This is a genomic window from Mitsuaria sp. PDC51 (assembly GCF_900113225.1).
Taxonomy (GTDB): domain Bacteria; phylum Pseudomonadota; class Gammaproteobacteria; order Burkholderiales; family Burkholderiaceae_C; genus Roseateles.
Map to the genome: position 1 here is coordinate 344,790 of NZ_FOZE01000001.1, position 20,709 is coordinate 365,498.

Consider the following 20,709-nt stretch of genomic DNA (forward strand, 5'->3'; position numbering starts at 1 on the left):
AACTAACATGCCGGGGATTTAGCGTTATATCAATAACCTGGTCGGGCTTCCGTTACCTTTCGTTCCCCGCTCCTCATGAACACATCAATCAAGAGACAACGACTTGCCGCCCTGTCCCTCGTCGCTGCAGCCCTCGCGTCGGGCTGCGGAGGAGGTGGGGGCGACAGCGGCACCACGACGACTCCCAGCCCGACTTCGGGCTCGGGCGCACCGGCCCCGGCGCCCGCGCCCGGGCCTGCTCCCGCGCCTGCGCCTGCGCCAGAACCCGCGCCGGCGCCACCGCCCGCCCCGGCCCCCGCGCCCGCTCCGGCGCACGCGACGTCCTGGAACAGCATGAAGTTCGGCGGCGGCGGTTACGTCACCGGCCTGGTGTTCCACCCCAGCACGGCGAACCTGCTGTATGCGCGGACCGACATCGGCGGCGCCTACCGCTGGAATCCGGCCGCCTCGTCGTGGACGCCGATCACCGACGGCCTGGGCTTCAGCGCCGCGGAGAGCTCCTACCACGGCATCGAGAGCATGGCCGTCGACCCGAACGACGACCGCCTCGTGTACATGGCCGCCGGCATGTACAACACCGACAAGGCCGATGCCCGGCTGTACATCTCCAGCGATCGCGGCGATCACTGGACCTTCGTCAACCTGCCGTTTTCGACCGGCGGCAACAACGGCGGCCGCGCGATGGGCGAGCGCCTGATGGTCGACCCCAACAAGCCGTCGACCTTGTTCTACGGCTCGCGCACCGCCGGCCTGTGGAAGAGCGAGGACTCGGGCCGCAGCTGGGCGCAGGTCAGCGCGTTGTCCAGCGCCAGGATGACCCAGGACCAGATCAAGGCCGCGGGCGGCAGCGCGATGGGCATCGAGCTGGTCGTGTACGACACCGGCACGAAAGGCACCGGCACCGCGACCTCCACGCTCTACGCCGCGGTCGCGCCGGACTACGCCAGCGTCGCGGGCCTGGGTTCCAACATGTACCGGTCCACCAACGGCGGCGCCACCTGGACCGCGGTCACGACGCCGGTCTCGGGCTTCCACATCCCGCACATGGTGCGTGCCGCCGACGGCGTCTTCTACGTCGTGTTCACCAAGGACGCGGGACCCGGCGCCGGCGGCCCCGGCCGTCTCTACAAGTTCGACGGCACCACCTGGACGCTGCTCAAGAGCGTGGACCCGGCGGGAGGGACCAACTTCGGCCTGGGCGGGGTCTCGGTCCAGGGCAGCGGCGCCAGCACCCGCATCGCGCTGGGCGTGACCAACTCCTGGGGGAACTGGAACGGCCAGCAGATCGTGCAGCTGTCCGACGACGCCGGCCTGACCTGGCGCGAGATCGAAGCGCAGATGCCGGGCGAGATCGCCTCGGGCTGGGTCGACGACGTCGAGATCGATCCTTCCGACCGCGACCACATCCTGCACGTCCACGGCGGCGGCGTCGTCGAAACGCGCAACGCCTCCTCGGCCACGCCGACCTGGAGCGGCGTCATCGCCGGCATCGAGGAGATCGCCGCGCAGGCCATCGTGGCGCCGCCGCCCGGTGCGTCCTACCTGCTGATCAACAGCTCGGGCGACGTCGGCACCTGGATCCACACGGATGTGACGACCACGCCGACCCGGTCGCCGGGCCTGGGCTGGAGCAACGGCATCGCGGCCGACATGGCCTGGTCCGATCCGCAGTACATCGCGGCCTCCGGCGCCATCAACTCGAGCAACACCGGCACCGGCTACTGGTCCGGCGACGGCGGCAAGACCTGGACGACCTTCGCCAGCCTGCCGGCCGGCGCCGCGACCAACACCTCCAGCGAGTCGAGCCTGGTCGTCACCGCGCGCAACAAGGCGGTCTGGGCGCCCGCCAATTCGGTGCCGTCCTACACGACCGACAACGGCGCCACCTGGACCGCGACCAACCTGCCGGCGCTGCCCGCCGTCGGCTGGAACCGCGGCTACCGGCTGGCGGTCGATCGCAAGAATCCGAACAAGGTCTATGCCTACGACTCGGGCGGCGCCTGGTGGGCGTCGGCCGGCCGGGTCTACGTCTCGACCGATGGCGGCCACAGCTTCGCGCTGAGCCAGGGCTCGGTGACGGCGGCGCTCGCGCCCAACGGCTGGTGGGTGACCTCGATGGCGGTCAACCCCAATGCCGAAGGCGACCTCTGGATGGCCGACGGCAATGCCGTGTACCACTCGGTGGACTCGGGCGCCACCTGGCAGAAGCTCAGTCAGTTCGCATCGGTCCAGGGCAGCAACGCCTGGCCCGACCTGCAGGGCGCCACCGTGGTGGCTCTGGGCAAAGCGAAGGACGGCGCCTCCTACTCGGCGGCGGTCTATGTGGTCGGCACCGTCGGCGGCGTGTGGGGCGTGTACCGCTCCGACGATAGTGGCGCCACCTGGACCCGCTTCAACGACGACGCCCACCAGTTCGGCGGCATCGGCGTGATGGCTGCCGACCAGAACGTCTACGGGCGCGTCTACCTCAGCGGCACCGGCCGCGGGCTGCTGTACAGCAACTGAAGCCTGATCGCCCCTCGCCAGCGTCCGCGTTGCCCCGGGCAATGCGTCGACGCCGGTGGGGTATCACCACCTCATCACCATCCCGATCTCCGCACCGTCACGCTGCGAGGCGAGATCGCCGGAGACCTTCGACCATGCGCAACTTCAACATCACGCCGGGCTGGCCGTCCGCCCTCTGGCTGGCCCTCTGCACGGCCCTGAGCCCGCTGGCCCACGCGGCGGAACCCGCGGCCCAACCCGCGATGGCGCCGGCGCCTGCTTTCGCCTGGGAATCCAGCGAACCCCTGATCAAGCCGCCCGCCGACGCGGAGGGCCTCTTTGGCGTCAAGGACCCGTCCGTCGTCTTCCACGACAAGCGCTATCACGTCTTCTTCACGACGGCCGGCACCAAGGGTTGGGGCATGGCCTACACCAGCTTCGCCGATTGGAAGGACGCGCCTCAGGCGCCTGTCTTCATGCTGGACCAGTCGCCTATTGGGCCCGGCTACCGGGCGGCGCCGCAGGTCTTCTACTTCGCGCCGCAGAAGCTCTGGTACCTCATCTACCAGGGTGGCGATCCGATGTACTCCACGACCACGAACCTGGCGGATCCCCGCTCATGGACGGCGCCGCGGCCGTTCTATGCGGCCGCGCCGGACATCGTGAAGGACGAGAAGGGCCAGGCCGCCTGGCTCGACTTCTGGATCATCTGCGACGACCGGAAGTGCCACCTCTTCTTCACCAACGACAACGGCAGCTTCTTCCGCGCGGAGACCTCGATCGAGCGTTTCCCTCAAGGCTTCTCCACGCCCGTGCTCGCCATGAAGACCGAGCGGCGTGAAGACCTGTTCGAGGCGAGCAACACCTACAAGATCGAAGGCACCGGGCACTACCTGACCTTGATCGAGGCCATGGGTCCGACCGGGCGCTACTTCCGCGCCTGGCTGGCCGACCGCCTGGACGGGGAATGGCGGCCGATCCCGGGCAGCGCGATGAACCGGTTCGCGGGCGCCGAGAACCTCAAGTTCAACGGCCGCGTCTGGTCGGAGGGCGTCTCGCACGGCGAGATGATCCGCGCGGGCGTCGATCAGACGCTGACGATCGATCCGTGCAAGCCGCTCCAGTTCCTCTACCAGGGCCTGGACATGACACCCGGCAAGAAGTACGAGTACATCGAGCTGCCGTATCGGCTGGGCCTGATCACGGCCGTCGGTCGCAACGCCATCAGCGATCTGTGCAAGCGCTGATGGCCTTCACGAAATGAGGCCGCCCGGGGTGACGGGCGCCGCCGCTCACTGGCAGCTCAGCTTGGCCAGCGAGGTGCCGGCCCCGGCCACCTGGGGCAGCTTGGCCTTCACGCAGCTGGGCGTGTCCGGCGTGTAGCTGTAGGAGATGCTGACCGGGTAGGCGGCGGTGGTGGTCCAGTCCGACGCGTTCCTCGATGGACTGCTGTCGGAATCGGTCCACGACACCCCGTAGGTGCTGAAGTCCGCCACCTTGGTGATGTTGTTGTTGCGCAGTTCCCAGTAGCCGAGCGTCGGGCTGTCCCGCGAGGTCACCGGGTTCTTGGCGTTCTCGAAGTAGTTGGCCTCGATCAGCGAGTAGCCGCCCATGCGCACGTTGATGCCGGAGGCCGTCACGCCGCTGTAGAGGTTGTTGTAGAGGTGGGTGTAGCCGCCCCGCTGCAGCGGCAGGCGCGAGCCGACGTTGCGGTAGTAGTTGTGATGGAAGGTGATGTAGCGGTCGCTCGAGTCGCTGTCGCTGCTGCCGATCAGGCCGACCTTGTGGTGGTCGTGGATGGCGTTGTAGCTGTAGGTGATGTGGTGGGCCCCCGCCTTGTTGTCCACCAGGCCGTCGAACTCCAGGTCCCCCGCGCCGGCGCATTCGGCGAGCGAGCTGAACAGCGTGTTGTGGTCCACCCAGATGTAGGCGGGGAACTTGCTGCCCAGGCCCTCGATGCCGATGGCGTCGATGGAGCCGGGCAGCAGGCCGATCGTCATGTTGCGGATGATGATGTTGCTGGCGTCGGCCTTGATGGCCAGGCCGAAGTTGGCGGCCGAGCCGGTGGCGCCCTGGATGGTGATGTCGCGCTTGCCCTTGAGCTCCACGATGTCGCCTGCCGGCTTCTTCCATTGCGTGCAGGGGTCGGGGATGGTGCCGAAATCAAAGCTGCCCGTGTAGGTGATCACCAGGCCACCGGAGCCGCTGTAGGCATCGACCGCGGCCTGCATCTGCGCGGCCGTGGTGACCACCACGGGCTTGGCCGTGCCGCCGCCGGTGACCGTGCCGGCATAACCGCCGCTGTGGTTGTCGGTCGGTGTGGGCGGCGGGGTGGACGGCGCGGGTGCTGGAGCCGGAGCCGGAGCTGGTGCCGGTGCTGGTGCTGGTGCAGGAGTCGACGCAGGCGCAGGAGCCGGTGCAGGCCCAGGGGCTGGAGCTGGCGATGGCGACGGCGACGGCGCCGGCGCCGGTGACGGTGACGGTGACGGTGACGGTGACGGTGACGGTGACGGTGCGGGCGCCGGGGCGGGCGAGGGTGAGGGCGACGGCGACGGCGAGGGTGAGGGTGAGGGTGAGGGCGACGGCGATGGCGTCGGGGTTGACGCGGTCGGCGGCGCGGTGCTCGCCGTGGTGTCCGCGTTGCCGGAGCCGCCCCCGCCGCAGGCGGTCATCAGGCTGGTGGCCGCCACTGCGGCAGCGAAGTAGCGGAGTTGGGCCAACTCCACGGGGCCCACCTGCGTGCGTCTTGTCATGATCTTGATCTTCGATGTGCGCGGACCGGCCTCGCCATCGGCCAGGCGATCGTCCGCTCCCAAACCAGCCCTTGCTGCCGCACCGCGTGCATGCCGATGCAAAGGCGCCCCTCGTCTCCTGCGACGGAGTGCCGCTCCCGGATGCGGGAGTCGGAGCCTCCGCTCCCTGTGCGCTGACAACGTAGTCAGCGGCGCGGATGCTAAGAGGCGTTCGCCATGCGACTGCGTGACAAGTGGTAAGTGCTGTCAGCGACTGCCTGAACGCCGTGGTGATAACTCCGCCACACCGATGACATGACCGGCAGGCAAGGTGACGGGGTTGTTGTTCTTCGTTGTTGGACCACCGCCCATGTCGTCAAAGCATCCGAGCGCCTCGTCGCTGCCCCTCTCCTCGCTGCGTCAACTCGAGGGCCTTCCCGACCGCCAGCGCCGACTGCTGCTGCGCGCGGGCCTGGGCCTGTCCCTGGGCGGCGCCAGCCTTCTCACCGCCTGCGGCGGCGGCGGCGATGACAACGACGGCGGCAGCGGCCCGGACGCCGGCGGCGGCACCCCGGCGGGAACGCCGGCCCAGGTCTCGAGCTTCGCGCTGGCCGTGCTGCCGGACACGCAGTTCTATTCGCGCTACGCCACCACCGATGAGAACCTGCAGTTCCAGCGCAAGTACGGCTCGACGCCGTATGTGGCGCAGACGAAGTGGATCGCCGACAACGCCGCGGCGCTGCGCATCCCGTTCACCATCCACCTCGGCGACGTCGTCGACCAGCAGGGCAAGCCGCTGCAGTGGCAGGTCGCGGATTCGGCGATGAAGGTGCTGGAGTCGGCCAAGATGCCGTACTCCATCCTGGCCGGCAACCACGACGTGATCTCCGACGTGGACTATGTCGATGCCAGCAGCCAGTCGGCCAACACCGACGCGCAGCGCAACCTCGCCAAGGAGCCCTACCTGCAGGCCTTCCCGACCACGCGGGCGCAGCAGCAGTCCACCTTCGGCGGGCGCGACCCGTCGGGCTTCCACGAGTACCACGTCGTCAACGTCGACGGCAACGCCTTCATGGTGCTGTCGATGTCCTGGCGCGCGTCCGACGCCGCGATCGCCTGGGCGCGCGGCGTGCTCGCCAAGCATCCGACGCTGCCGACCATCCTCGCGACCCACCAGCTGCTCAACATCGCGGCCGACGGCGTGAGCCCGCTCGAGGTCCCCTACGGGCTGATGCTGTGGGACAAGCTGATCCGCGACAACGACCAGATCTTCATGACCCTGAACGGGCATTACCACGGCGGCGCCCACCTGACGAAGACCAATGACTTCGGCAACGCGGTCGAGGAGATGGTGGTCGACTACCAGATGGCCTACATGGGCGGCAACGGCCTCATGCGCCTGTACGAATTCGACCTGACCAACAACAAGATCAAGGTGATGTCGTTCTCGCCCTGGGTCACGCAGAAGCCGACCGACACGCTCAACGAGTTCGACGTGGCGGTGCTCTCCGACGCGAACCACCAGTTCGAGATCAACATCGACTTCAAGAAGCGCTTCGCGCGCTTCAACCCCGACTTCGCCCAACCGGCGGCCGGCAACGCGCCCATCAACGAGCGCGCCAAGGCGGCCCTGCTGACCCACTTCACCGAGCCGGCGCCCAGCGTCAAGAAGGCGGCGGCGGACCCGAGCGACTACCCGGTGGTGGCGTCGACCGTCGCGCACTGGCGCTTCTTCGGCGGCACCGAGGGCGGCGTCGTGCCGGTGGGCCAGGTGATCCAGGACGAGACCGGCGCCAATCCGATCGCGCGCCAGCCGCTGGCCCAGGGCGGCGCCGCGCAGGAGGGCGACCTGACCTGGTCGAGCGACCACCACTACCTCTCGGCCGCGCCGGGCAGCGTGCGCTTCTCCAACTCGGTGAACTCGCCGCTGCGGATGAGCGCGTTCGCGACCGACGTGACGGCGCCGCTGAACGGGCTGAGCTTCAGCGCCGGCTACACGGTCGAGGCCTTCCTCAAGCTGCCCGCCAACTGGACGGCGGCCAACAACGCGTGGATGAACATCATGGAGCGCGAGGGGCGGCGCGGCGATGTCGCCGGCATCGACGCCAGCGCCGATGGCGACGAGAGCGCCCTGATCTTCGCGATCTCCAGCCTGCGCGAGGTGCAATGGGAAGTGACGCCGAGCACGCCGGGCACGCGCTCGCCGGCGGCGAATTTCTCCGGCGAGATCGTCACCGAGCGCTGGATCCACGTCGCCATCGTCAACGACCCGGCGCAGAACAGCACCATCATGTACGTGGAGGGCGCGCCCATCCTGCGCAACGCGTCCAACACGAACGGCATCGCGTTCAGCAGCGCCAGCGACCGGATGATCATCGGCGGCGGCGTCTACGCGAACGCGCCGTCGAACGGCTTCCTCGGCAGCCTGGGCGAGATCCGCATCTGCAGCGAGCCCTTGAGCGCCGACAAGTGGCTCACCGCGCGCAAGCGATGAGCCCGACGCGGCGGGCGGGCTGAAGGCGGCGGGCCCGCCCGCGCCCGGGTTGTCGCGGCCCGGCTCGGCGCGGCGCGGGCCGTCACGGCAGTCGGGGTCTCCCGCTGGAGGACTCGAACAGGACATGGTCCAGCGACCAGCGCCCCGGACCCCGGCCCACCAGATACAGCATCGGCGCCGCCCAGCTCAGGTGGGTCGGCCAGCCCGACGGATAGACGAAGAGCTGGATCACCGCCGTCATCCCCAGCACGCCCAGCGCCGCCAGGCGGGTGAACAGTCCCAGCACCAGCAGGATGGGCAGCAGATGCTCGGCGCCGGTGGCGAGGTAGGCGGCCCATTCGGGCGGGATCAGCGGCAGCGCGTAGTCCTGGCGGAACAGCAGGAAGGTGGTGTCGGTGAGCGTGAACCAGCCCTCGACCTTGGTGCGGCCGGACAGCCAGAAGACGCCCGCGATGCTGAAGCGGCAGGCCAGCGCGATCAGGTCGTGCGAGATCAACCGCTCCAGCCGCGCGCGCAGCGCGGCGAGCGACCACGAGGCGCCGCTCAGGGCGCGGGACGAGGACGTGGACAGGGTGTTCATGACGGCATCTCCGTGAGGGCGGCGAAAGCGCCTTGTTGAAGCAGGCGACCCAGCGAAGCGCCGGGATCGAAGCAGGCATGGCGGGCCTGGACCGCGTCCAGCGCCTCGCCCAGCGTCTGGCCGGCGGCGCAGGCCTCGAGCAGCGCGCAGTCGGCGCTGTCGATGGCCAGGCCCAGCACCGCGCCGGCGGGCCGCGTCAGCAACGCGCCCTGGCCGTGCCAGCACGGCGGATTCGGATCGGCGGCCGCGGTCCGTGCGGCCTGCCAGAGCGAGAAGGCGGGCCAGTCCGCGCACCAGCGCCAGCGGGCCGCGGGATGCGGCACCAGCCGCGTGGTGGCGAGCCGCGCAGGATCGAGTGCCGCGATCGTGTGGAGGTCGAGCACCGGCGCGTCGGCCGCGACGTGGCATTCGCTCCAGAGGCGGTCCAGCCGAGCGACTTCGCCCAGCCAGGGCCAGTCGCCGCCGGCCAGCGCCTGATCGAGGAAGGCCGGGAAATGGGCACCGTAGTGCTGCAGGTCACCGCCCGCGGGCGGGGCGGCCCGCGCGGCGTCCAGCGCGACGGCCCGCATCCAGTCGTCGCCGACCAGCCGGTGGACGGCCGGGTACAACGAGACCAGCGCCTCCGCGCAGCCCTTCAGCACGGTGTTGCGATAGACGGCGAAACCCGGCTGCGCCGCCGGCCCCTTGGGCGGGGCCCGACCGTCGGCCTCGGCCCAGAGGTCGCGCCAGAAGGCGGTCTGGAATTCAACGAGCGTCATGCGGTCACCTCCAGCGCAAGGCGCGGGGCGGCCGCGAGCACCGACTGGGCACGGCCGCGCTCGGCGATCAACTCGGCGAACGGGGGCAGGTGGCCGTCGCGCTCGAGCAGGGTGGGGCGCGGTCCGATGCGGGCGGTCAGCCGCTCCAACAGGGCCCAGACCGGCGCCGCGACCGGCGCATCGTGGCTGTCGATCAGCAGACCGGTCGACGGATTCGCGTCGGGGCGGTGGCCGGCGACATGGATCTCCATCACCGCGTCGCCGTCGATCGCGTCGATCCATGCCGCGGCGTCCAGGCCGAGGTTGCTGGCCGACACGAACACGTTGTTGACGTCGACCAGCAGGCCGCAGCCGCTGCGTCGGACCAGCTCGTGCAGGAAATCGACCTCGCCCCACGCATGGTCCAAGTGCAGGTAGTGCGAGGGGTTCTCGATGGCGACCGGGCGTCGCAGCGCATCCTGCAGCCGCGACACGTTGGCCACGACGCGCCGCAGCGCTTCGGTCGTGCGCGGCACCGGCAGCAGGTCCGGCGCGTAGGCGCCGCCGGCGCGGCTCCAGGCCAGGTGCTCGGACACCAGCGCCGGCGCCACCCGGTCGACCAGCGCCGCCAGTCGCCGCAGGTGATCGGCATCGGGCGGCGCGGCGCCGCCCAGCGAGGCCGAGACGCCATGCAGCGACAGCGGGTGCGTGGCCCGCAAGGCCTCGAGCAGGGCCAGGCGCGGGCCGCCGGCGACGAGGTAGTTCTCGGGATGGACCTCGAACCAGAGCCCCGGATCGCGCGCGGCCAGCGCGTCCTCCGCGAACTCGGGCTTGAAGCCCAGGCCGGCGCCCAGCGCGCGCGTCATGGCCGGCCGATCAGGACTTGGTGGCGGTCAGCGAGCCCATGCCCTTGGGCGTCTTGATCGTCGTGCAGGTGCCGGCGGGCACGTACTTCCAGGCATTGGCCTGGTAGTCCATCTTGGCGGTGCCGGCGCAGGTGGTGCCGGGGCCGGCGGCGCAGTCGTTCTTGCCGGCCATCGCCACGCCGTAGCAGCGCTCCTTCTCGGCGGCGGCGGGCTTGGCGTCTTGCGCCATCGCGGAAGCGGACAGGGTGGTCAGCGTGACCAGGGCGAGGCTCAGGGTGGTCGACTTCATGGGGGCACTCCTTGTGCGGTGGATCGGGTTGTGGGTCGGACGCGGCGGCGATTCCGTCGCGTTCCGGCAGCTAGTTCGCGATGGAAGCGCTCCGGGTTACAGCGCCACGGGAAATTTCCCGGATTCTTTTTTTCGAGCGGTCTGTAACCTTCCGGTCCCATGACGCGAATAGACCCCGTGATCGCGACCGAGCATGAGCTGCACGAGCTGTTCCTGGCCGGGCTGGACGGGGACGCGGCGGCCTACCGCCACTTCCTCGAACGCCTGGGGGCCTTGCTGCGCGGGTACTTCCGGCGTCGGCTGCAGCAGCTGCCGGACGAGGTCGAGGACCTGGTCCAGGACACCTTGACGGCCGTGCACGCGCAGCGCCAGACCTATCGCCGCGGCGAGCCGCTGACGGCCTGGGTGCACGCGGTGGCCCGCTACAAGCTGGTGGACCTCTGGCGCCGGCGCGCGCGGCAGGAGGCCTTGAACGATCCGCTGGACGAGGACCTGGCCGTGTTCGCGACCGCCGACCACGAGGCCGGCGACACCCGTCGTGACCTCGGCCGGCTGCTGGAGCGGCTGCCGACCAGCCAGCGCCTGCCCATCCTGCACACCAAGCTGGAAGGCCTGTCGGTGGAGGAGACCGCGCGTCTCACCGGCATGAGCGAATCGGCGGTGAAGGTCGGCGTGCATCGCGGCTTGAAGGCGCTGGCGCGCCTGTGGAAGGACATGACATGAAGACCGACGAGCTCATCGCGCTGCTGGCCCGGGATGCCGGCCCGGTGCCCACGGGCGTGGGGGAGCGGCGCTTCGCCGCGGCGCTGGTGCTGGGCATCCTGGCGGCCCTGGCCTGGGTGCAGGCCGCCTTCGGCCTGCGGGCCGATCTGCCGCTGCTGATGACGACCGCCGATTTCTGGCAGAAGGTCGCGATGCCGCTGGCGGTGGCGGTCACCGGGCTGGTCGTGGTCTTCCGGCTGGGCCATCCGGGCGCGCGGGTGCGCGGCTGGTGGCTGGGCGTGTGGCTGCCGGTGTCGCTGCTGTGGATCTGGGCCGCGGCCGTGCTGTGGATGGCCGAGCCGGCCGCGCGCATGCCGCTGGTGCTGGGCACCACCTGGCGCAGTTGCGTGTTCAACGTGACGGCGACCGCGCTGCCGATCGGCATCGCGCTGCTGTGGGCGCTGCGCGGCCTGGCGCCGACGCGGCCCACGTTGACGGGCGCGGCGGCTGGCTGGCTGGCCGGCGCGGTGGGCGCCTGCGTCTATTCGCTGCACTGCCCGGAGATGGCCGCGCCCTTCGTCGCCGTCTGGTACGTGCTGGGCATGGGGCTGTCGGCGGCGCTGGGGGCGCTCGCCGGGCGGCACTGGTTGAGATGGTGAGCCCGCGAGCGGGCGATCGCAGCGATGGCCCGCGCGATTGTCACGTGGGCGCCCCAAGCCGCAGTCGCGGCTATTCGTCGCGCCGGAACCGCGATTGCACGCGCCGATCGAGCGCGCCGGACGCGGCGGCCTTGAGCAGGCCGCGGAAGGTCGCGCAGGCGGCGTGGCTTCTGGCGGGGCAGACCGCCGCGTGCTTCAGCCCGCGGCTGATGGCGCGCAGCTGGCGGATCGTCGCGTCGATCTCGTCGGCCTTGGCGGCCAATAACTGACGGTCGATCACCGGGCCGGTGGGCGTCAGCATCGACTGGATCTCGTCCAGCGACAGACCGCCCGCCTGACCGAGCGCGATCAGCGCCAGGTCGTCCAGCACCTTCGCCGGGAACTGGCGCCGCGCACCGGCCGGTCCGAGCGACCGGATCAGCCCGCGCTGCTCGTAGTAGCGCAGCGTCGAGGACGCAATGCCGGTCCGCTTCGCGACCTGCGCGATGTCCATCGGACCGGGTGGGGATTGGCTCATGAGCGCTTGACTTGAAGTTGACTTCAACTTCTATCGTGCCGCCCATCGACGCAACACGTCAACCCGCCACCCCGAGTGCCCGCGACTGACTGCCCACGAGGCCCACGATGACAAGCCCACCGCTGCCCCTCCTCCTTTCCCTGCCGCCGGGTGCCCTCGGCCACATCGCGCTGATCGGCATCGGTGCGACCGCCATCCTCGACCTCTGGCTGATGGCGCTGCGACGCGCCGGCGTGCCCACGCAGCCGATGGCCTGGATAGGACGCTGGGTCGGACACATGGCGCGGGGGCGTTTCGCTCACGCGTCGATCGGACAGGCGCCGGCCGTCCCGGGCGAAGCGGTCCTCGGATGGCTGGTGCACTACGCCGTCGGCATTGCCTTCGCGGCCTTGCTCGTGGTGATCGCCGGACCCGGCTGGCTCCTTGCGCCGAGTTGGGAGCCGGCGGTGGGCGTTGGCGTCGCCACGGTGCTGATGCCCTGGTTCGTCATGCAGCCCCCGATGGGCGCCGGTGTCGCGGCGAGCCGCACCGCCGCGCCCTTCCAGAACCGGCTGCGAAGCCTGAACAACCACCTCGTGTTCGGCATCGGCCTGCTGATCAGCGCGCTGGCGCTGCAAGCGCTGCGATGAGCGGGCGTGGCCACGCCGCTGCCCCGATGTCTGCCTGTCCGCCGTTTCTTCCCTCGAAAGGACTCCCATGAAAGTCACTGCCATCCCCACCGACCGACCGGTCCGGACGCCACGCCGCCTCGCGATCGTCTATCACAGCGCCCACGGGCACACGGAGCACATCGCGTCGCACATCCGCGCGGGCGCTCGCGAGGTGCCCGACATCGCGGCCGACCTGCTGAAGGCCGAGGACCTCGCCGCGACGCCGGCCGACCTGATCGCCTACGACGGACTGGTGCTGGGCTCGCCGACCTACCTGGGCGGCGTGTCGGGGCCGTTCAAGCACTTCATGGACGCGACCGGCCCCTTGTGGCGCACGCAGCGCCTGCGCGGCAAGCTGGCGGCGGCGTTCACGGTGTCCTCGCTGCCGTCCGGCGACAAGCAGTCGACGCTGATGTCGCTGTTCGTCTTCTGCATGCAGCACGGCATGGTGTGGGTCGGCAACCCGCTGTTGCCCGAGCAGCACCGCGGCGTACCTGAGGCGGAGGCGGCCAACCGGCTCGGCTCCTGGTCCGGGCTGATGGCCCAGTCCGCACACGGCGCGCCAGCGGATGCGTTCTCGCCCGGGGACGTGCGTACCGCCCGCTTGTTCGGGTGTCATGTCGCGGAGACCCTGCATCGGCTGGGCGGCGTGGAGGCCGGCAGCCTGGTCGCCGCGTCCGCCACGGCGGGCGTGCCCGCATGACGCCCGAGCGCCGCGCCGGCCTGCTGTTCGGCTTCATCCTGTCGGGGCTGATGTCGCTGCTCGTCTCGGCGGTGAGCACGCTGCGCGCGGTGGGGCTGGTCGACGGCGTCGGCGGCCTGTGGATGACGGGGTGGCTCAGTGCCTGGGTGATCGCGTTTCCCACCGTGCTGGTCGTCGCGCCGCTGACGAGGCGGCTGGTGGCACGGCTGATGGGGCGACGAATGGAATGAGGACTTTTCCGTCCCGCGCGCGCGAGGTCCGAGTCCGCTGTCGCGGTCCCGGTCCCGGTCCCGGTCCCGGTCCCGGCCGCGGCAGCGGCAGCGGCTACCTCACGGGATATACGACAACGGCAGCGCCGTCGTGAATTTCAGCTCCTCCATCGCGAAGCTGGAGCTGACGTCCGACAGCTGCGTGTTGGCGATCAGCCGCTTGTAGACCTGGTCGTAGGCCGCGATGTCCGGCACGACCACGCGCAGCAGGTAATCGACGTCGCCGCTCATCCGGTAGAACTCGACGACCTCCGGGATCGCCTCGACCGCGGCGCGGAACTGCTCGAACCAGCCTTGTGAATGCATTGGATGTCGCTAAATAGGTTGTTAACCGGCGCCCTACCGAAAACCGTTGTAAATCAATAACTTGGCAACCCAAACCGATTTGCTAAACGGCTCTTAACTGACTCGTTTCCTGGATTTGCTAATAGGTGTTTAACCAGCCTTTTCCCGCCCTCCGTAGCCTCGCCGCTGCACGCTCCATCTCACGCCCAGGCAAGCCCCCCGTCGGGTGTGTTAACGAACACAGTTACGCTTCGTTAAGATTGTTGGATGCGCTTCCTGCACTTGTCCGACATCCACTTCAAATCTCCCGAGTGCCTCACCCCCGGCCAAGATGAGAACTCAACCTTCAGGTATCGCGTTGAAGAGGACGTCGCGGAGCTGTGTGAAGACATCCCCGCGAGGGCAATTTTTGTGGGCGGCGACATCGCCTTCAAGGGCGCGGAAGACGAGTACCAAGCTGCTCAAGAGTGGCTCTTCCGGATCGCCGACACCGTGGGATGTGAACGTTCACAGATTTTTGTGGTGCCCGGCAACCATGATGTGAACCGCAGGGCCTGCCAGGGGCAGGCCGTGCTCAATGCCCAGGAAGCCATCGCCCGCGCGCCCGACTTCCACGCGCGTGACGACGCGCTCAAACGGCAGCTCCGGGACAAGGACACTGGGCCTGCCCTGTTCCTGCCGCTCGAGGCGTACAACAACTTCGCTGCACAGTTCAGCTGCGCAGTCCGTCCGGAGCGACCGTTCTGGACTCACGACCTCGAATTGAACGACGGAGTGAAGCTCCGCGTCTTCGGCCTGACCTCCACGCTCATCTCCGGCGCCGGGGACCGCGACGTAGCCGCCGGGCGCCTCTTCCTGGGCACGGGCCAGACGACCCTGACGCCTGAGGAGAACGTGGTGTCCATGGTCATGAGCCACCACCCGCCGTCATGGTTCACCGACCCAAACGAGGTTTCCAACGCCATCGACGCGCGCGCCCACCTTCAGCTGTTCGGACATGAGCACGACCAGCGCTGTGTGTCCGACCGGTGGTACATGCGGTTCCTGGCAGGTGCGGTCAACCCGGAGCGCGATCATCTGAACTGGTGCCCAGGTTACAACCTCGTCGATCTGAAGGTCGTTGGCGAAGGAATCGAGCGGAAGCTTGAAATTGAAGCTCGGTTGCGACAGCTCCAATCAGGAGCGGTTGAACAGTTCATTCCGTTGTTCCCCAGAGGTTCCAAAGACGAAATTTGGCGGCACACGCTTTCGATCCCGCAAAAGCGTCGTCGGGTGGTAGGTCCTGCTACTCCGGCAGTGACCGTCCCCGCACCGACCCCGACGCTCATGTCGCTCGATCCGGACGAGGCGCCGCCGCAAAGTCCGCAGAAAATGGTCGACGCGGTGCACAAGACACTCATCCCTGAGGCAGAAGTGCAGCACGCTTTCCCACTGACGGAGGCGAAGGTGTCGGAAACGTCGGTGAACGAGTTGGTGTTTAGGTTCTGGCAGCTAGGCGCCAAGCGAATGCGCGATGTTGCGTTGGAGCTTGGCCTTATTACCTCCGAGGAAGTGATGGCGCTACCGCCTCATCGGAGGTACGAGATTGCAGTTGAACGCGCCGTTGAGCGCGGACTTCTTGCTGAACTCGCCGAACAAGTCACGAAGTATGAAAAGAAGGCCTGAGGCCATTGGGAGGAAACCAGGTGCATAAGGATTTTGCTGGCTGGTACGCCAGCCTTTCGCTCGGCGAAGACGCCGACGCACTGGGCAAACGTTGGGCGTCCGTGGTGGATGTGACTGAGGACACGTCTGAAGCCGACATGTCGCTTTTGGTCCAGGTCGCGTTCGGCCTCAAGACGGCGCCCAGCGAGCTTTCAGTGCTGAAAGCGAAGTTCACGATTCCAGAACTTCCGCAGCCAGGTGACCGCGAAGTTGCACTGCTCGCGGCTGCTGTCCTGTTTCACGACATGGATGGGAATTACCCGGATGCCGGGCTGGTGGCATCGCTCATCAAGTCGACTTCTTGCTTCGGACTTCGCGCCTATGACCAACCAGTTGATCTGATTGGCACAAGCGAAAACACGCTTCGGAAGCTGTCCGAGACGTCTCGACGCCGGCCGGAACTGGAGCCCACCAAGGCCCTGCGCACGACGCTTGAAGCCAATGAAGTCGCGGCCGCAGCCAAGCATGCGGAGAGCGGACAGCATGTGGAGGCCATTAAGGCCTTGGCCGCCGCGACGAGCAAGCTGGTCAGCGCCATCGTCAAGCGCCAGAACAAGTTTGAGTCGGACGTGAAGACCTTCGTCACCGTGCAGGACGAGGAGCTCGACATGCTCTGGTGGCTTCACAACGGGTACAGCATCGACCGGGATGTGCCGTTCGCCGAGGTGCCAATTGATTCGCGCCCTTTCGTCATCGCTCGCGAACTGGCCAGACTCACCAAGGTCCTTCCCGGCCCGACCGCCCTGGACTCAATGTTGACCCGAACCGGAGTGTCGGAAGGTCCAAACCGCTCCATCGCTTCTGCGGTGCAAGGAATCGACCTCGCGTGGATCAACGCGACGCTCGAGGCCTTGCCCGAGGGCGCAACCTCCAAGCACTGGACGCCCATCCTTTTCGCGTTTGAGCGTCGTGTCGAAACGGACGGCGCCGCGGGCTGGGAAACTCCCTGGGCAGCGCTCACGGCCATGAGCATCCAGGCGGAGTTGTCGCCGATGCAGTTGGCACAAGCTCTGTACCGAGAGCTGATCGTGGCGCAGCTCGGGTAAGAGAATGCCGCTCTACCAAGAACCAGGCCCGCAGCAGTGCGCCAACCCCGAATGCTCGGTTCCCCGAGGCGGGCGCTGCATCGAAGGATTTGAGGACCTCAAGGGATGCCCGCACTACGGCAAGAGCGCGCTCATCGTTGAGGCGGTGAAGCCTGAGGTTGCCGTGGCGGTGCACCGTGGCGTGCAACTCCCCGGAGCTGAAGCGCTGTACACGGCCGCGGCGCAGGCGTTGATGCGCCAGCGTCCAACCAGCCTCATCGCAATCGTCGGGCCGCACAAGAGCGGGAAGACGAGCCTGATTGGTGGCATTTACGACCTACTCCAGCGTGGGATGGTGGGGGAGTACGCCTTTGCCGGGTCTTCCACGCTGCACGCCTTTGAGCGCGCTTGCCACGACTCTCGCCTCGCGTCCAACCGCGACCGGCCTCACCAGGAACGTACGCAGACAGGTGATGCGACGTACTTCCACCTCGACCTTGTCCGCACTACTTGCCGGACGAAGCGCGCCGCCTTGTTCGCGAACCGCGCGGGTGAGGACTACATGGAAACGCACAGCGATCCCGACCTGGCACGCTCGTTCCCAGAACTGAGAAAGGCCGACACCCTGACGTTGCTCGCAGATGGCGAGAAGCTGCTGGATGCTGGTGAACGACATCAAGTCATGAATGAGATTCGTGACAGCCTTCGGGCATTCTTCGAGGCTGGTCAGATGAGCGACTGGCAACGTCTCGCCCTTGTGCTGACAAAAGTTGACGCTGTACCGGCAGACACCGAGGAAGGAGCAGCAGCCCGTGAGTTCTTTGATTCCATCGTGGCGGAAGTTCGGGAGCTCCATGGCGCAAGGTTCAGCGCAATTGAGAGCTTCCCGGTTGCCGCGTCTCCTCGAGGAGCGGCTGCGCCACGCGGCGAGGGCTTAGCGAAGTTGCTGGCGTACTGGATGGCTGCACCTCCGCGGCCAGTGACTGCCGTCGCCGAGGTCGCCGTTGTTGCAGAGCGCTCGTTCGGGCGCCTTCGCCCGCTGGTCGTGGGGGGCGCCCATGAAGCATGAGTCCGTCGTCGTTCTTGGTTTGCCTGAATCGGGGAAGACCACATTCCTGGCCGCGCTGTGGCACCAGATGAAAGCCGGAAAGGTCGCCTCGAAGCTGTCGCTTGTGAAGCTCAAGGCTGTGGAAAGCGAACATTTGCAAGCCATCGAGGCACTGTGGGTGAAAGCGAAAAAGCAGGACCGCACCTTCCATTCGAAGAATCGGACCGCGGTCATGACCCTTCGGACTGCCGACGGCAAAGACTTCGACCTGGCATTCCCCGACATAGCGGGTGAAGCTTTCGGGGGAATCTGGGAAGACCGAGCATGCTCGGAGGAAGTCATTAGGGCTCTGACGGCATCAGGCGTGATGCTGTTCGTTCACTCGAGCGAGTACAACGCCCCGAACTGGATTGCGGACTTCTCCAAGCTGAACGCCAAGACGGGCGGCAGCTTCAAGGTCGGAGAGCCAGTACCGTGGAAACCTCGCCTGGCGCCGACTCAAGTCCAACTTGTCGATCTGCTCCGTTGCCTCCAAGAGGAACCGCTTCACGTCGGCCCACGCAAACTGGCGGTCGTCCTGTCCGCTTGGGACCAAGCGTCAGATGAGGGGCGTTCGCCAGCAGACTATCTTGAGGCCCACATGCCGCTCTTGCATCAGTACCTGACACATGGACTTGATGAGGCTTGGCAGTTTCGCGTTTACGGTGTCAGTGCACAGGGAGGCGACTACGACAACCTGGGCGATGAGACCAGCGCCGAGGCGAAGCGCCTTCAGGCGCTGCGAGTTCCGTCTCATCGCATCCAGGTTGTGCACGGGGACGCGTCTTCGCATGACCTGAGCGAACCTCTGGTCTGGCTTCTGGAGGGGATCGCGTAGTGGCGCTGACTCTCCATCAAGCGCTGCATGGCTACTCTGAGGGTCATCGGCAGCTAGCCTGTTCCGTCCAGCTGACAGCCCGCGACGCGCGGCTCATGCTCGTCATGAGCGATGTGTCAGGGCCAGGTGTTGCGCAAACCGGCCAGCCGTATCTCACCGGCTACCCGCTGACCGAGTCCGGTTTCTACGCCTTCTCGAAGACGTGGCCCGCGCCCGAGATGCCTCGCCCGGGCTGCGTGTGGACGCACACGATCCTGATTGAGTTCTCGGACTTGGCGGCTCTTGACACGCCCTCTGCCATCGAGAAGCTCTTTGAGCGCCCTGAACCGGTCAATCTGCACGTCTATCAAGCACCGTTGTCGGTCGAGCTCAACGACGCCGCTCGTGGTTTCCCCAGTCAGGAAGAAGCCGAGCTGTACTCTCGGATGGCCACCGCGCTTTATGAGAACCCCCAGGAGCAGGTCTGGGCTCGTCGGAGCGAAGACTTCGCTGCGGAGGCTGCGGTCCTGGCGCTGTGGGATCAGCAGTGGCCCCGGCTTAGACGATCCTTCAAATTCTGCACACTGACCACCCGAGACCGCTCACAAGATGGCCTCGTGTTCGACCTACAACTAGCACCTGGTCACGGAACGAAGTCGACGCTGAGGATGGCATCAAGCGGCGAAGGCGTGGAGGCGTCTTCGGTGGCGTCAGGCATCTGGCTGCAGGAGCTTATCCGCGATGCTTCAAGTGCCGGGCGAGGACCGCTGCGACGGGTGTTGCGCGTCCTGGGCGCTGACGTGCTCGGGGGACGAGAGGCGATGCTGCCGATCTGCGCGTTGCACGCGGCCATGTCTGGGCCTGTAGAAATTGGCCTGAAAATGGCGATGTCTCTGGTGCAGACCGTTCCGCCACTTACGAGTTCGGACGCAGCCAAGTCCTTGGTTGTGCGCTATGTCTTGAACGAGAGCTGGACCCTATCGGACGATTCGACGTCGTTCGTACTCGACCACCTTCATCTGTTGGGAGAGCACGAACTTGGAACCTACGCCGACATCCTGTGCAGGGCACTTTGGCGAAGCGATCCAAGAGCACTGCTCGCGCTGACTCGCGATGGTGGCAACGAACTCCGTGAAGAGTTCACCAGAGCTGCCCGTGCACTGAGCATGGAGGATGTGATCGCCGCGCTTCCCACGCTTTCAGAGTTTGCTCCTCCGCTCCTCTATCTCTTCCCGGCGCTTGCTACCAAGCCTGAGTTCTGGGCGGTCACGCAAGCATGGCCACCAGCGTTGGCAAGCGAGGAAGTTGACGTTAAGAGCGTCCCTGTGTTCCTCGCAATCATGCAGGGACTGAGTGACGAACGAGCGATCAGCTCCGCGCTTCACATGGTCCGAAGTCCCTTCGTGTTGCTGTGTGCTCAGACGCTTCTTGACGAAAAGCTCGATGAACTTGGCGAGGTTCGCATTTATCGGTGGGTGCGGTTCGCTTGCAACGACTTGGAAGGCGTCGCAGGCTTCCTGGCGCACATGGAGCGGCCCTCGCTCAGCGTGCTTCGGCTGATTGCAGATACTGTTCATCCGGACGCGGTCCCCAACGACATAGGCGGCGACCCATGGCTGCATGCGCTGTCGCGGCTTTCCTCATCCACCGGGCCTCTTAGCGTGGACCTCTACGCCTACGCGTTCCGGCGTGCGCTCGGCTGGCGATCCAAAAGCTCCGTCGAGCTGATGAGTCTGTCATTCGAGCCACTGCATCAAACCGTTCTTCGCGGTGAGCTTCCGGAGAGCGTGCGGCGACCTCTCGAGGCTTCTCTGCCTTGGGCCCCTCGACCTCGCGCCGACGATCTTGCACTTCGCCTTCGCCAGGCGATGGCAAGGCGCCTTCTGAGCGACCGAGTCGCAAGCGATGTTCTCCTCTCGGTGGTGAACGACGACGGCCTGTTCGCTGAGCTGCTCTTCGAGATTGACGACAACTGGGGTGGGCCTAGCTATCTAAAGGGCCTAGCCGAAGATCGGTCCGCCCGAGGTTCTAAGTCGAAGCGGGTGCGCGTCCTTCGAGATTTTGTGAAGCGTTCCTCCAGATTTCTGTAAGCCCTTCAGTCGGTTGTCT

Annotated in this window: 19 protein-coding genes and 1 pseudogene; 13 read left to right on the forward strand and 7 right to left on the reverse strand. The window is 67.2% G+C overall.

Going from position 1 to position 20,709, the window contains the following annotated elements:
- Positions 1–333: 333 nt before the first annotated feature.
- Positions 334–2,505 (forward strand): VPS10 domain-containing protein, encoded by a 2,172-nt coding sequence (locus BM393_RS01500; RefSeq protein ID WP_091720675.1) that lies wholly within the window; start codon positions 334–336, stop codon positions 2,503–2,505.
- A gap of 134 nt (positions 2,506–2,639) precedes the next feature.
- Positions 2,640–3,731, forward strand: a complete 1,092-nt coding sequence (locus tag BM393_RS01505) for a non-reducing end alpha-L-arabinofuranosidase family hydrolase (protein WP_217648370.1) — start codon at positions 2,640–2,642, stop codon at positions 3,729–3,731.
- Between the two features lie 45 nt (positions 3,732–3,776).
- On the opposite strand, the gene BM393_RS01510 is transcribed toward BM393_RS01505, so the two are convergent.
- Positions 3,777–4,739 carry a polysaccharide lyase family 1 protein gene (locus BM393_RS01510; protein ID WP_141225188.1) on the reverse strand — a complete coding sequence of 321 codons (963 nt, stop codon included), beginning with the start codon at positions 4,737–4,739 and terminating at the stop codon, positions 3,777–3,779.
- Between the two features lie 847 nt (positions 4,740–5,586).
- Between BM393_RS01510 and BM393_RS01520 the strand changes: the two genes are divergently transcribed.
- The gene (locus tag BM393_RS01520) at positions 5,587–7,710 is read left to right on the forward strand and encodes a LamG-like jellyroll fold domain-containing protein (protein ID WP_091720687.1); all 2,124 of its coding nucleotides are present in this window, start codon (positions 5,587–5,589) and stop codon (positions 7,708–7,710) included.
- An 82-nt stretch (positions 7,711–7,792) separates the two neighbouring features.
- On the opposite strand, the gene BM393_RS01525 is transcribed toward BM393_RS01520, so the two are convergent.
- The 4 genes from BM393_RS01525 to BM393_RS01540 are packed head-to-tail and all read right to left on the reverse strand — an operon-like array spanning position 7,793 to position 10,182.
- Positions 7,793–8,290, reverse strand: coding sequence for a DoxX family protein (locus tag BM393_RS01525; protein ID WP_091720690.1), 498 nt, complete (start codon positions 8,288–8,290; stop codon positions 7,793–7,795).
- A complete protein-coding gene (locus BM393_RS01530; RefSeq protein WP_091720694.1) occupies positions 8,287–9,048 on the reverse strand; it encodes a DNA-binding domain-containing protein in 762 nt (253 codons plus the stop codon). Before BM393_RS01530 ends, BM393_RS01525 begins: the two co-directional genes overlap by 4 nt.
- Positions 9,045–9,893 carry a DUF692 domain-containing protein gene (locus BM393_RS01535; RefSeq protein WP_091720697.1) on the reverse strand — a complete coding sequence of 283 codons (849 nt, stop codon included), beginning with the start codon at positions 9,891–9,893 and terminating at the stop codon, positions 9,045–9,047. Before BM393_RS01535 ends, BM393_RS01530 begins: the two co-directional genes overlap by 4 nt.
- 10 nt (positions 9,894–9,903) lie before the next feature.
- The gene (locus tag BM393_RS01540; RefSeq protein WP_091720700.1) at positions 9,904–10,182 is read right to left on the reverse strand and encodes a DUF2282 domain-containing protein; all 279 of its coding nucleotides are present in this window, start codon (positions 10,180–10,182) and stop codon (positions 9,904–9,906) included.
- A gap of 159 nt (positions 10,183–10,341) precedes the next feature.
- On the opposite strand from BM393_RS01540, the gene BM393_RS01545 reads away from it, so the two are divergent.
- The gene (locus BM393_RS01545) at positions 10,342–10,905 is read left to right on the forward strand and encodes a sigma-70 family RNA polymerase sigma factor (protein ID WP_091720703.1); all 564 of its coding nucleotides are present in this window, start codon (positions 10,342–10,344) and stop codon (positions 10,903–10,905) included.
- On the forward strand, positions 10,902–11,543 hold the full coding sequence (locus BM393_RS01550) for an NrsF family protein (RefSeq protein WP_091720708.1): 642 nt from the start codon (positions 10,902–10,904) through the stop codon (positions 11,541–11,543). The genes BM393_RS01545 and BM393_RS01550 overlap by 4 nt, the downstream gene beginning before the upstream one ends.
- A gap of 70 nt (positions 11,544–11,613) precedes the next feature.
- Here the strand turns inward: BM393_RS01550 and BM393_RS01555 are convergent, their stop codons facing one another.
- Positions 11,614–12,036 (reverse strand): helix-turn-helix domain-containing protein, encoded by a 423-nt coding sequence (locus BM393_RS01555; RefSeq protein WP_091720713.1) that lies wholly within the window; start codon positions 12,034–12,036, stop codon positions 11,614–11,616.
- A gap of 131 nt (positions 12,037–12,167) precedes the next feature.
- On the opposite strand from BM393_RS01555, the gene BM393_RS01560 reads away from it, so the two are divergent.
- The 3 genes from BM393_RS01560 to BM393_RS01570 all read left to right on the forward strand — a co-directional run bounded on the left by BM393_RS01560 (position 12,168) and on the right by BM393_RS01570 (position 13,643).
- Positions 12,168–12,689, forward strand: coding sequence for a DUF2938 family protein (locus BM393_RS01560; protein WP_091720717.1), 522 nt, complete (start codon positions 12,168–12,170; stop codon positions 12,687–12,689).
- A gap of 67 nt (positions 12,690–12,756) precedes the next feature.
- Positions 12,757–13,413: a flavodoxin family protein gene (locus BM393_RS01565; protein WP_091720720.1), complete on the forward strand. Its 657-nt coding sequence runs from the start codon at positions 12,757–12,759 to the stop codon at positions 13,411–13,413.
- Complete coding sequence (locus tag BM393_RS01570) at positions 13,410–13,643, forward strand: DUF2798 domain-containing protein (protein ID WP_091720723.1); 234 nt, start codon at positions 13,410–13,412, stop codon at positions 13,641–13,643. Before BM393_RS01565 ends, BM393_RS01570 begins: the two co-directional genes overlap by 4 nt.
- Positions 13,644–13,742: 99 nt before the next feature.
- Here BM393_RS01570 and BM393_RS01575 read toward each other — a convergent pair.
- Positions 13,743–13,979: pseudogene (locus tag BM393_RS01575) on the reverse strand (Lrp/AsnC ligand binding domain-containing protein); the annotation flags it as partial.
- Positions 13,980–14,234: 255 nt separating this feature from the next.
- Between BM393_RS01575 and BM393_RS01580 the strand changes: the two are divergent.
- Genes BM393_RS01580 through BM393_RS01600 form a run of 5 tightly spaced genes read left to right on the forward strand, consistent with a single transcriptional unit; the run spans position 14,235 to position 20,690 of the window.
- Complete coding sequence (locus BM393_RS01580) at positions 14,235–15,632, forward strand: metallophosphoesterase (protein WP_091720729.1); 1,398 nt, start codon at positions 14,235–14,237, stop codon at positions 15,630–15,632.
- A 20-nt stretch (positions 15,633–15,652) separates the two neighbouring features.
- Positions 15,653–16,717, forward strand: a complete 1,065-nt coding sequence (locus tag BM393_RS01585) for a GTPase-associated system all-helical protein GASH (RefSeq protein ID WP_091720734.1) — start codon at positions 15,653–15,655, stop codon at positions 16,715–16,717.
- A gap of 4 nt (positions 16,718–16,721) precedes the next feature.
- The gene (locus BM393_RS01590) at positions 16,722–17,765 is read left to right on the forward strand and encodes a TRAFAC clade GTPase domain-containing protein (protein WP_091720737.1); all 1,044 of its coding nucleotides are present in this window, start codon (positions 16,722–16,724) and stop codon (positions 17,763–17,765) included.
- Positions 17,755–18,621, forward strand: a complete 867-nt coding sequence (locus tag BM393_RS01595; protein ID WP_141225190.1) for a TRAFAC clade GTPase domain-containing protein — start codon at positions 17,755–17,757, stop codon at positions 18,619–18,621. Before BM393_RS01590 ends, BM393_RS01595 begins: the two co-directional genes overlap by 11 nt.
- Positions 18,621–20,690 (forward strand): hypothetical protein, encoded by a 2,070-nt coding sequence (locus BM393_RS01600; protein WP_091720743.1) that lies wholly within the window; start codon positions 18,621–18,623, stop codon positions 20,688–20,690. Before BM393_RS01595 ends, BM393_RS01600 begins: the two co-directional genes overlap by 1 nt.
- Positions 20,691–20,709 lie beyond the last annotated feature (19 nt).

Coding starts and splice junctions, on each gene's coding strand:
- BM393_RS01500 (WP_091720675.1), top strand. CDS start 334: ATGAAGTTCGGCGGCGGCGGTTACGTCACCGGCCTGGTGTTCCACCCC.
- BM393_RS01505 (WP_217648370.1), top strand. CDS start 2,640: ATGCGCAACTTCAACATCACGCCGGGCTGGCCGTCCGCCCTCTGGCTG.
- BM393_RS01520 (WP_091720687.1), top strand. CDS start 5,587: ATGTCGTCAAAGCATCCGAGCGCCTCGTCGCTGCCCCTCTCCTCGCTG.
- BM393_RS01525 (WP_091720690.1), bottom strand. CDS start 8,290: ATGAACACCCTGTCCACGTCCTCGTCCCGCGCCCTGAGCGGCGCCTCG.
- BM393_RS01530 (WP_091720694.1), bottom strand. CDS start 9,048: ATGACGCTCGTTGAATTCCAGACCGCCTTCTGGCGCGACCTCTGGGCC.
- BM393_RS01535 (WP_091720697.1), bottom strand. CDS start 9,893: ATGACGCGCGCGCTGGGCGCCGGCCTGGGCTTCAAGCCCGAGTTCGCG.
- BM393_RS01540 (WP_091720700.1), bottom strand. CDS start 10,182: ATGAAGTCGACCACCCTGAGCCTCGCCCTGGTCACGCTGACCACCCTG.
- BM393_RS01545 (WP_091720703.1), top strand. CDS start 10,342: ATGACGCGAATAGACCCCGTGATCGCGACCGAGCATGAGCTGCACGAG.
- BM393_RS01550 (WP_091720708.1), top strand. CDS start 10,902: ATGAAGACCGACGAGCTCATCGCGCTGCTGGCCCGGGATGCCGGCCCG.
- BM393_RS01555 (WP_091720713.1), bottom strand. CDS start 12,036: ATGGACATCGCGCAGGTCGCGAAGCGGACCGGCATTGCGTCCTCGACG.
- BM393_RS01560 (WP_091720717.1), top strand. CDS start 12,168: ATGACAAGCCCACCGCTGCCCCTCCTCCTTTCCCTGCCGCCGGGTGCC.
- BM393_RS01565 (WP_091720720.1), top strand. CDS start 12,757: ATGAAAGTCACTGCCATCCCCACCGACCGACCGGTCCGGACGCCACGC.
- BM393_RS01570 (WP_091720723.1), top strand. CDS start 13,410: ATGACGCCCGAGCGCCGCGCCGGCCTGCTGTTCGGCTTCATCCTGTCG.
- BM393_RS01580 (WP_091720729.1), top strand. CDS start 14,235: ATGCGCTTCCTGCACTTGTCCGACATCCACTTCAAATCTCCCGAGTGC.
- BM393_RS01590 (WP_091720737.1), top strand. CDS start 16,722: ATGCCGCTCTACCAAGAACCAGGCCCGCAGCAGTGCGCCAACCCCGAA.
- BM393_RS01595 (WP_141225190.1), top strand. CDS start 17,755: ATGAAGCATGAGTCCGTCGTCGTTCTTGGTTTGCCTGAATCGGGGAAG.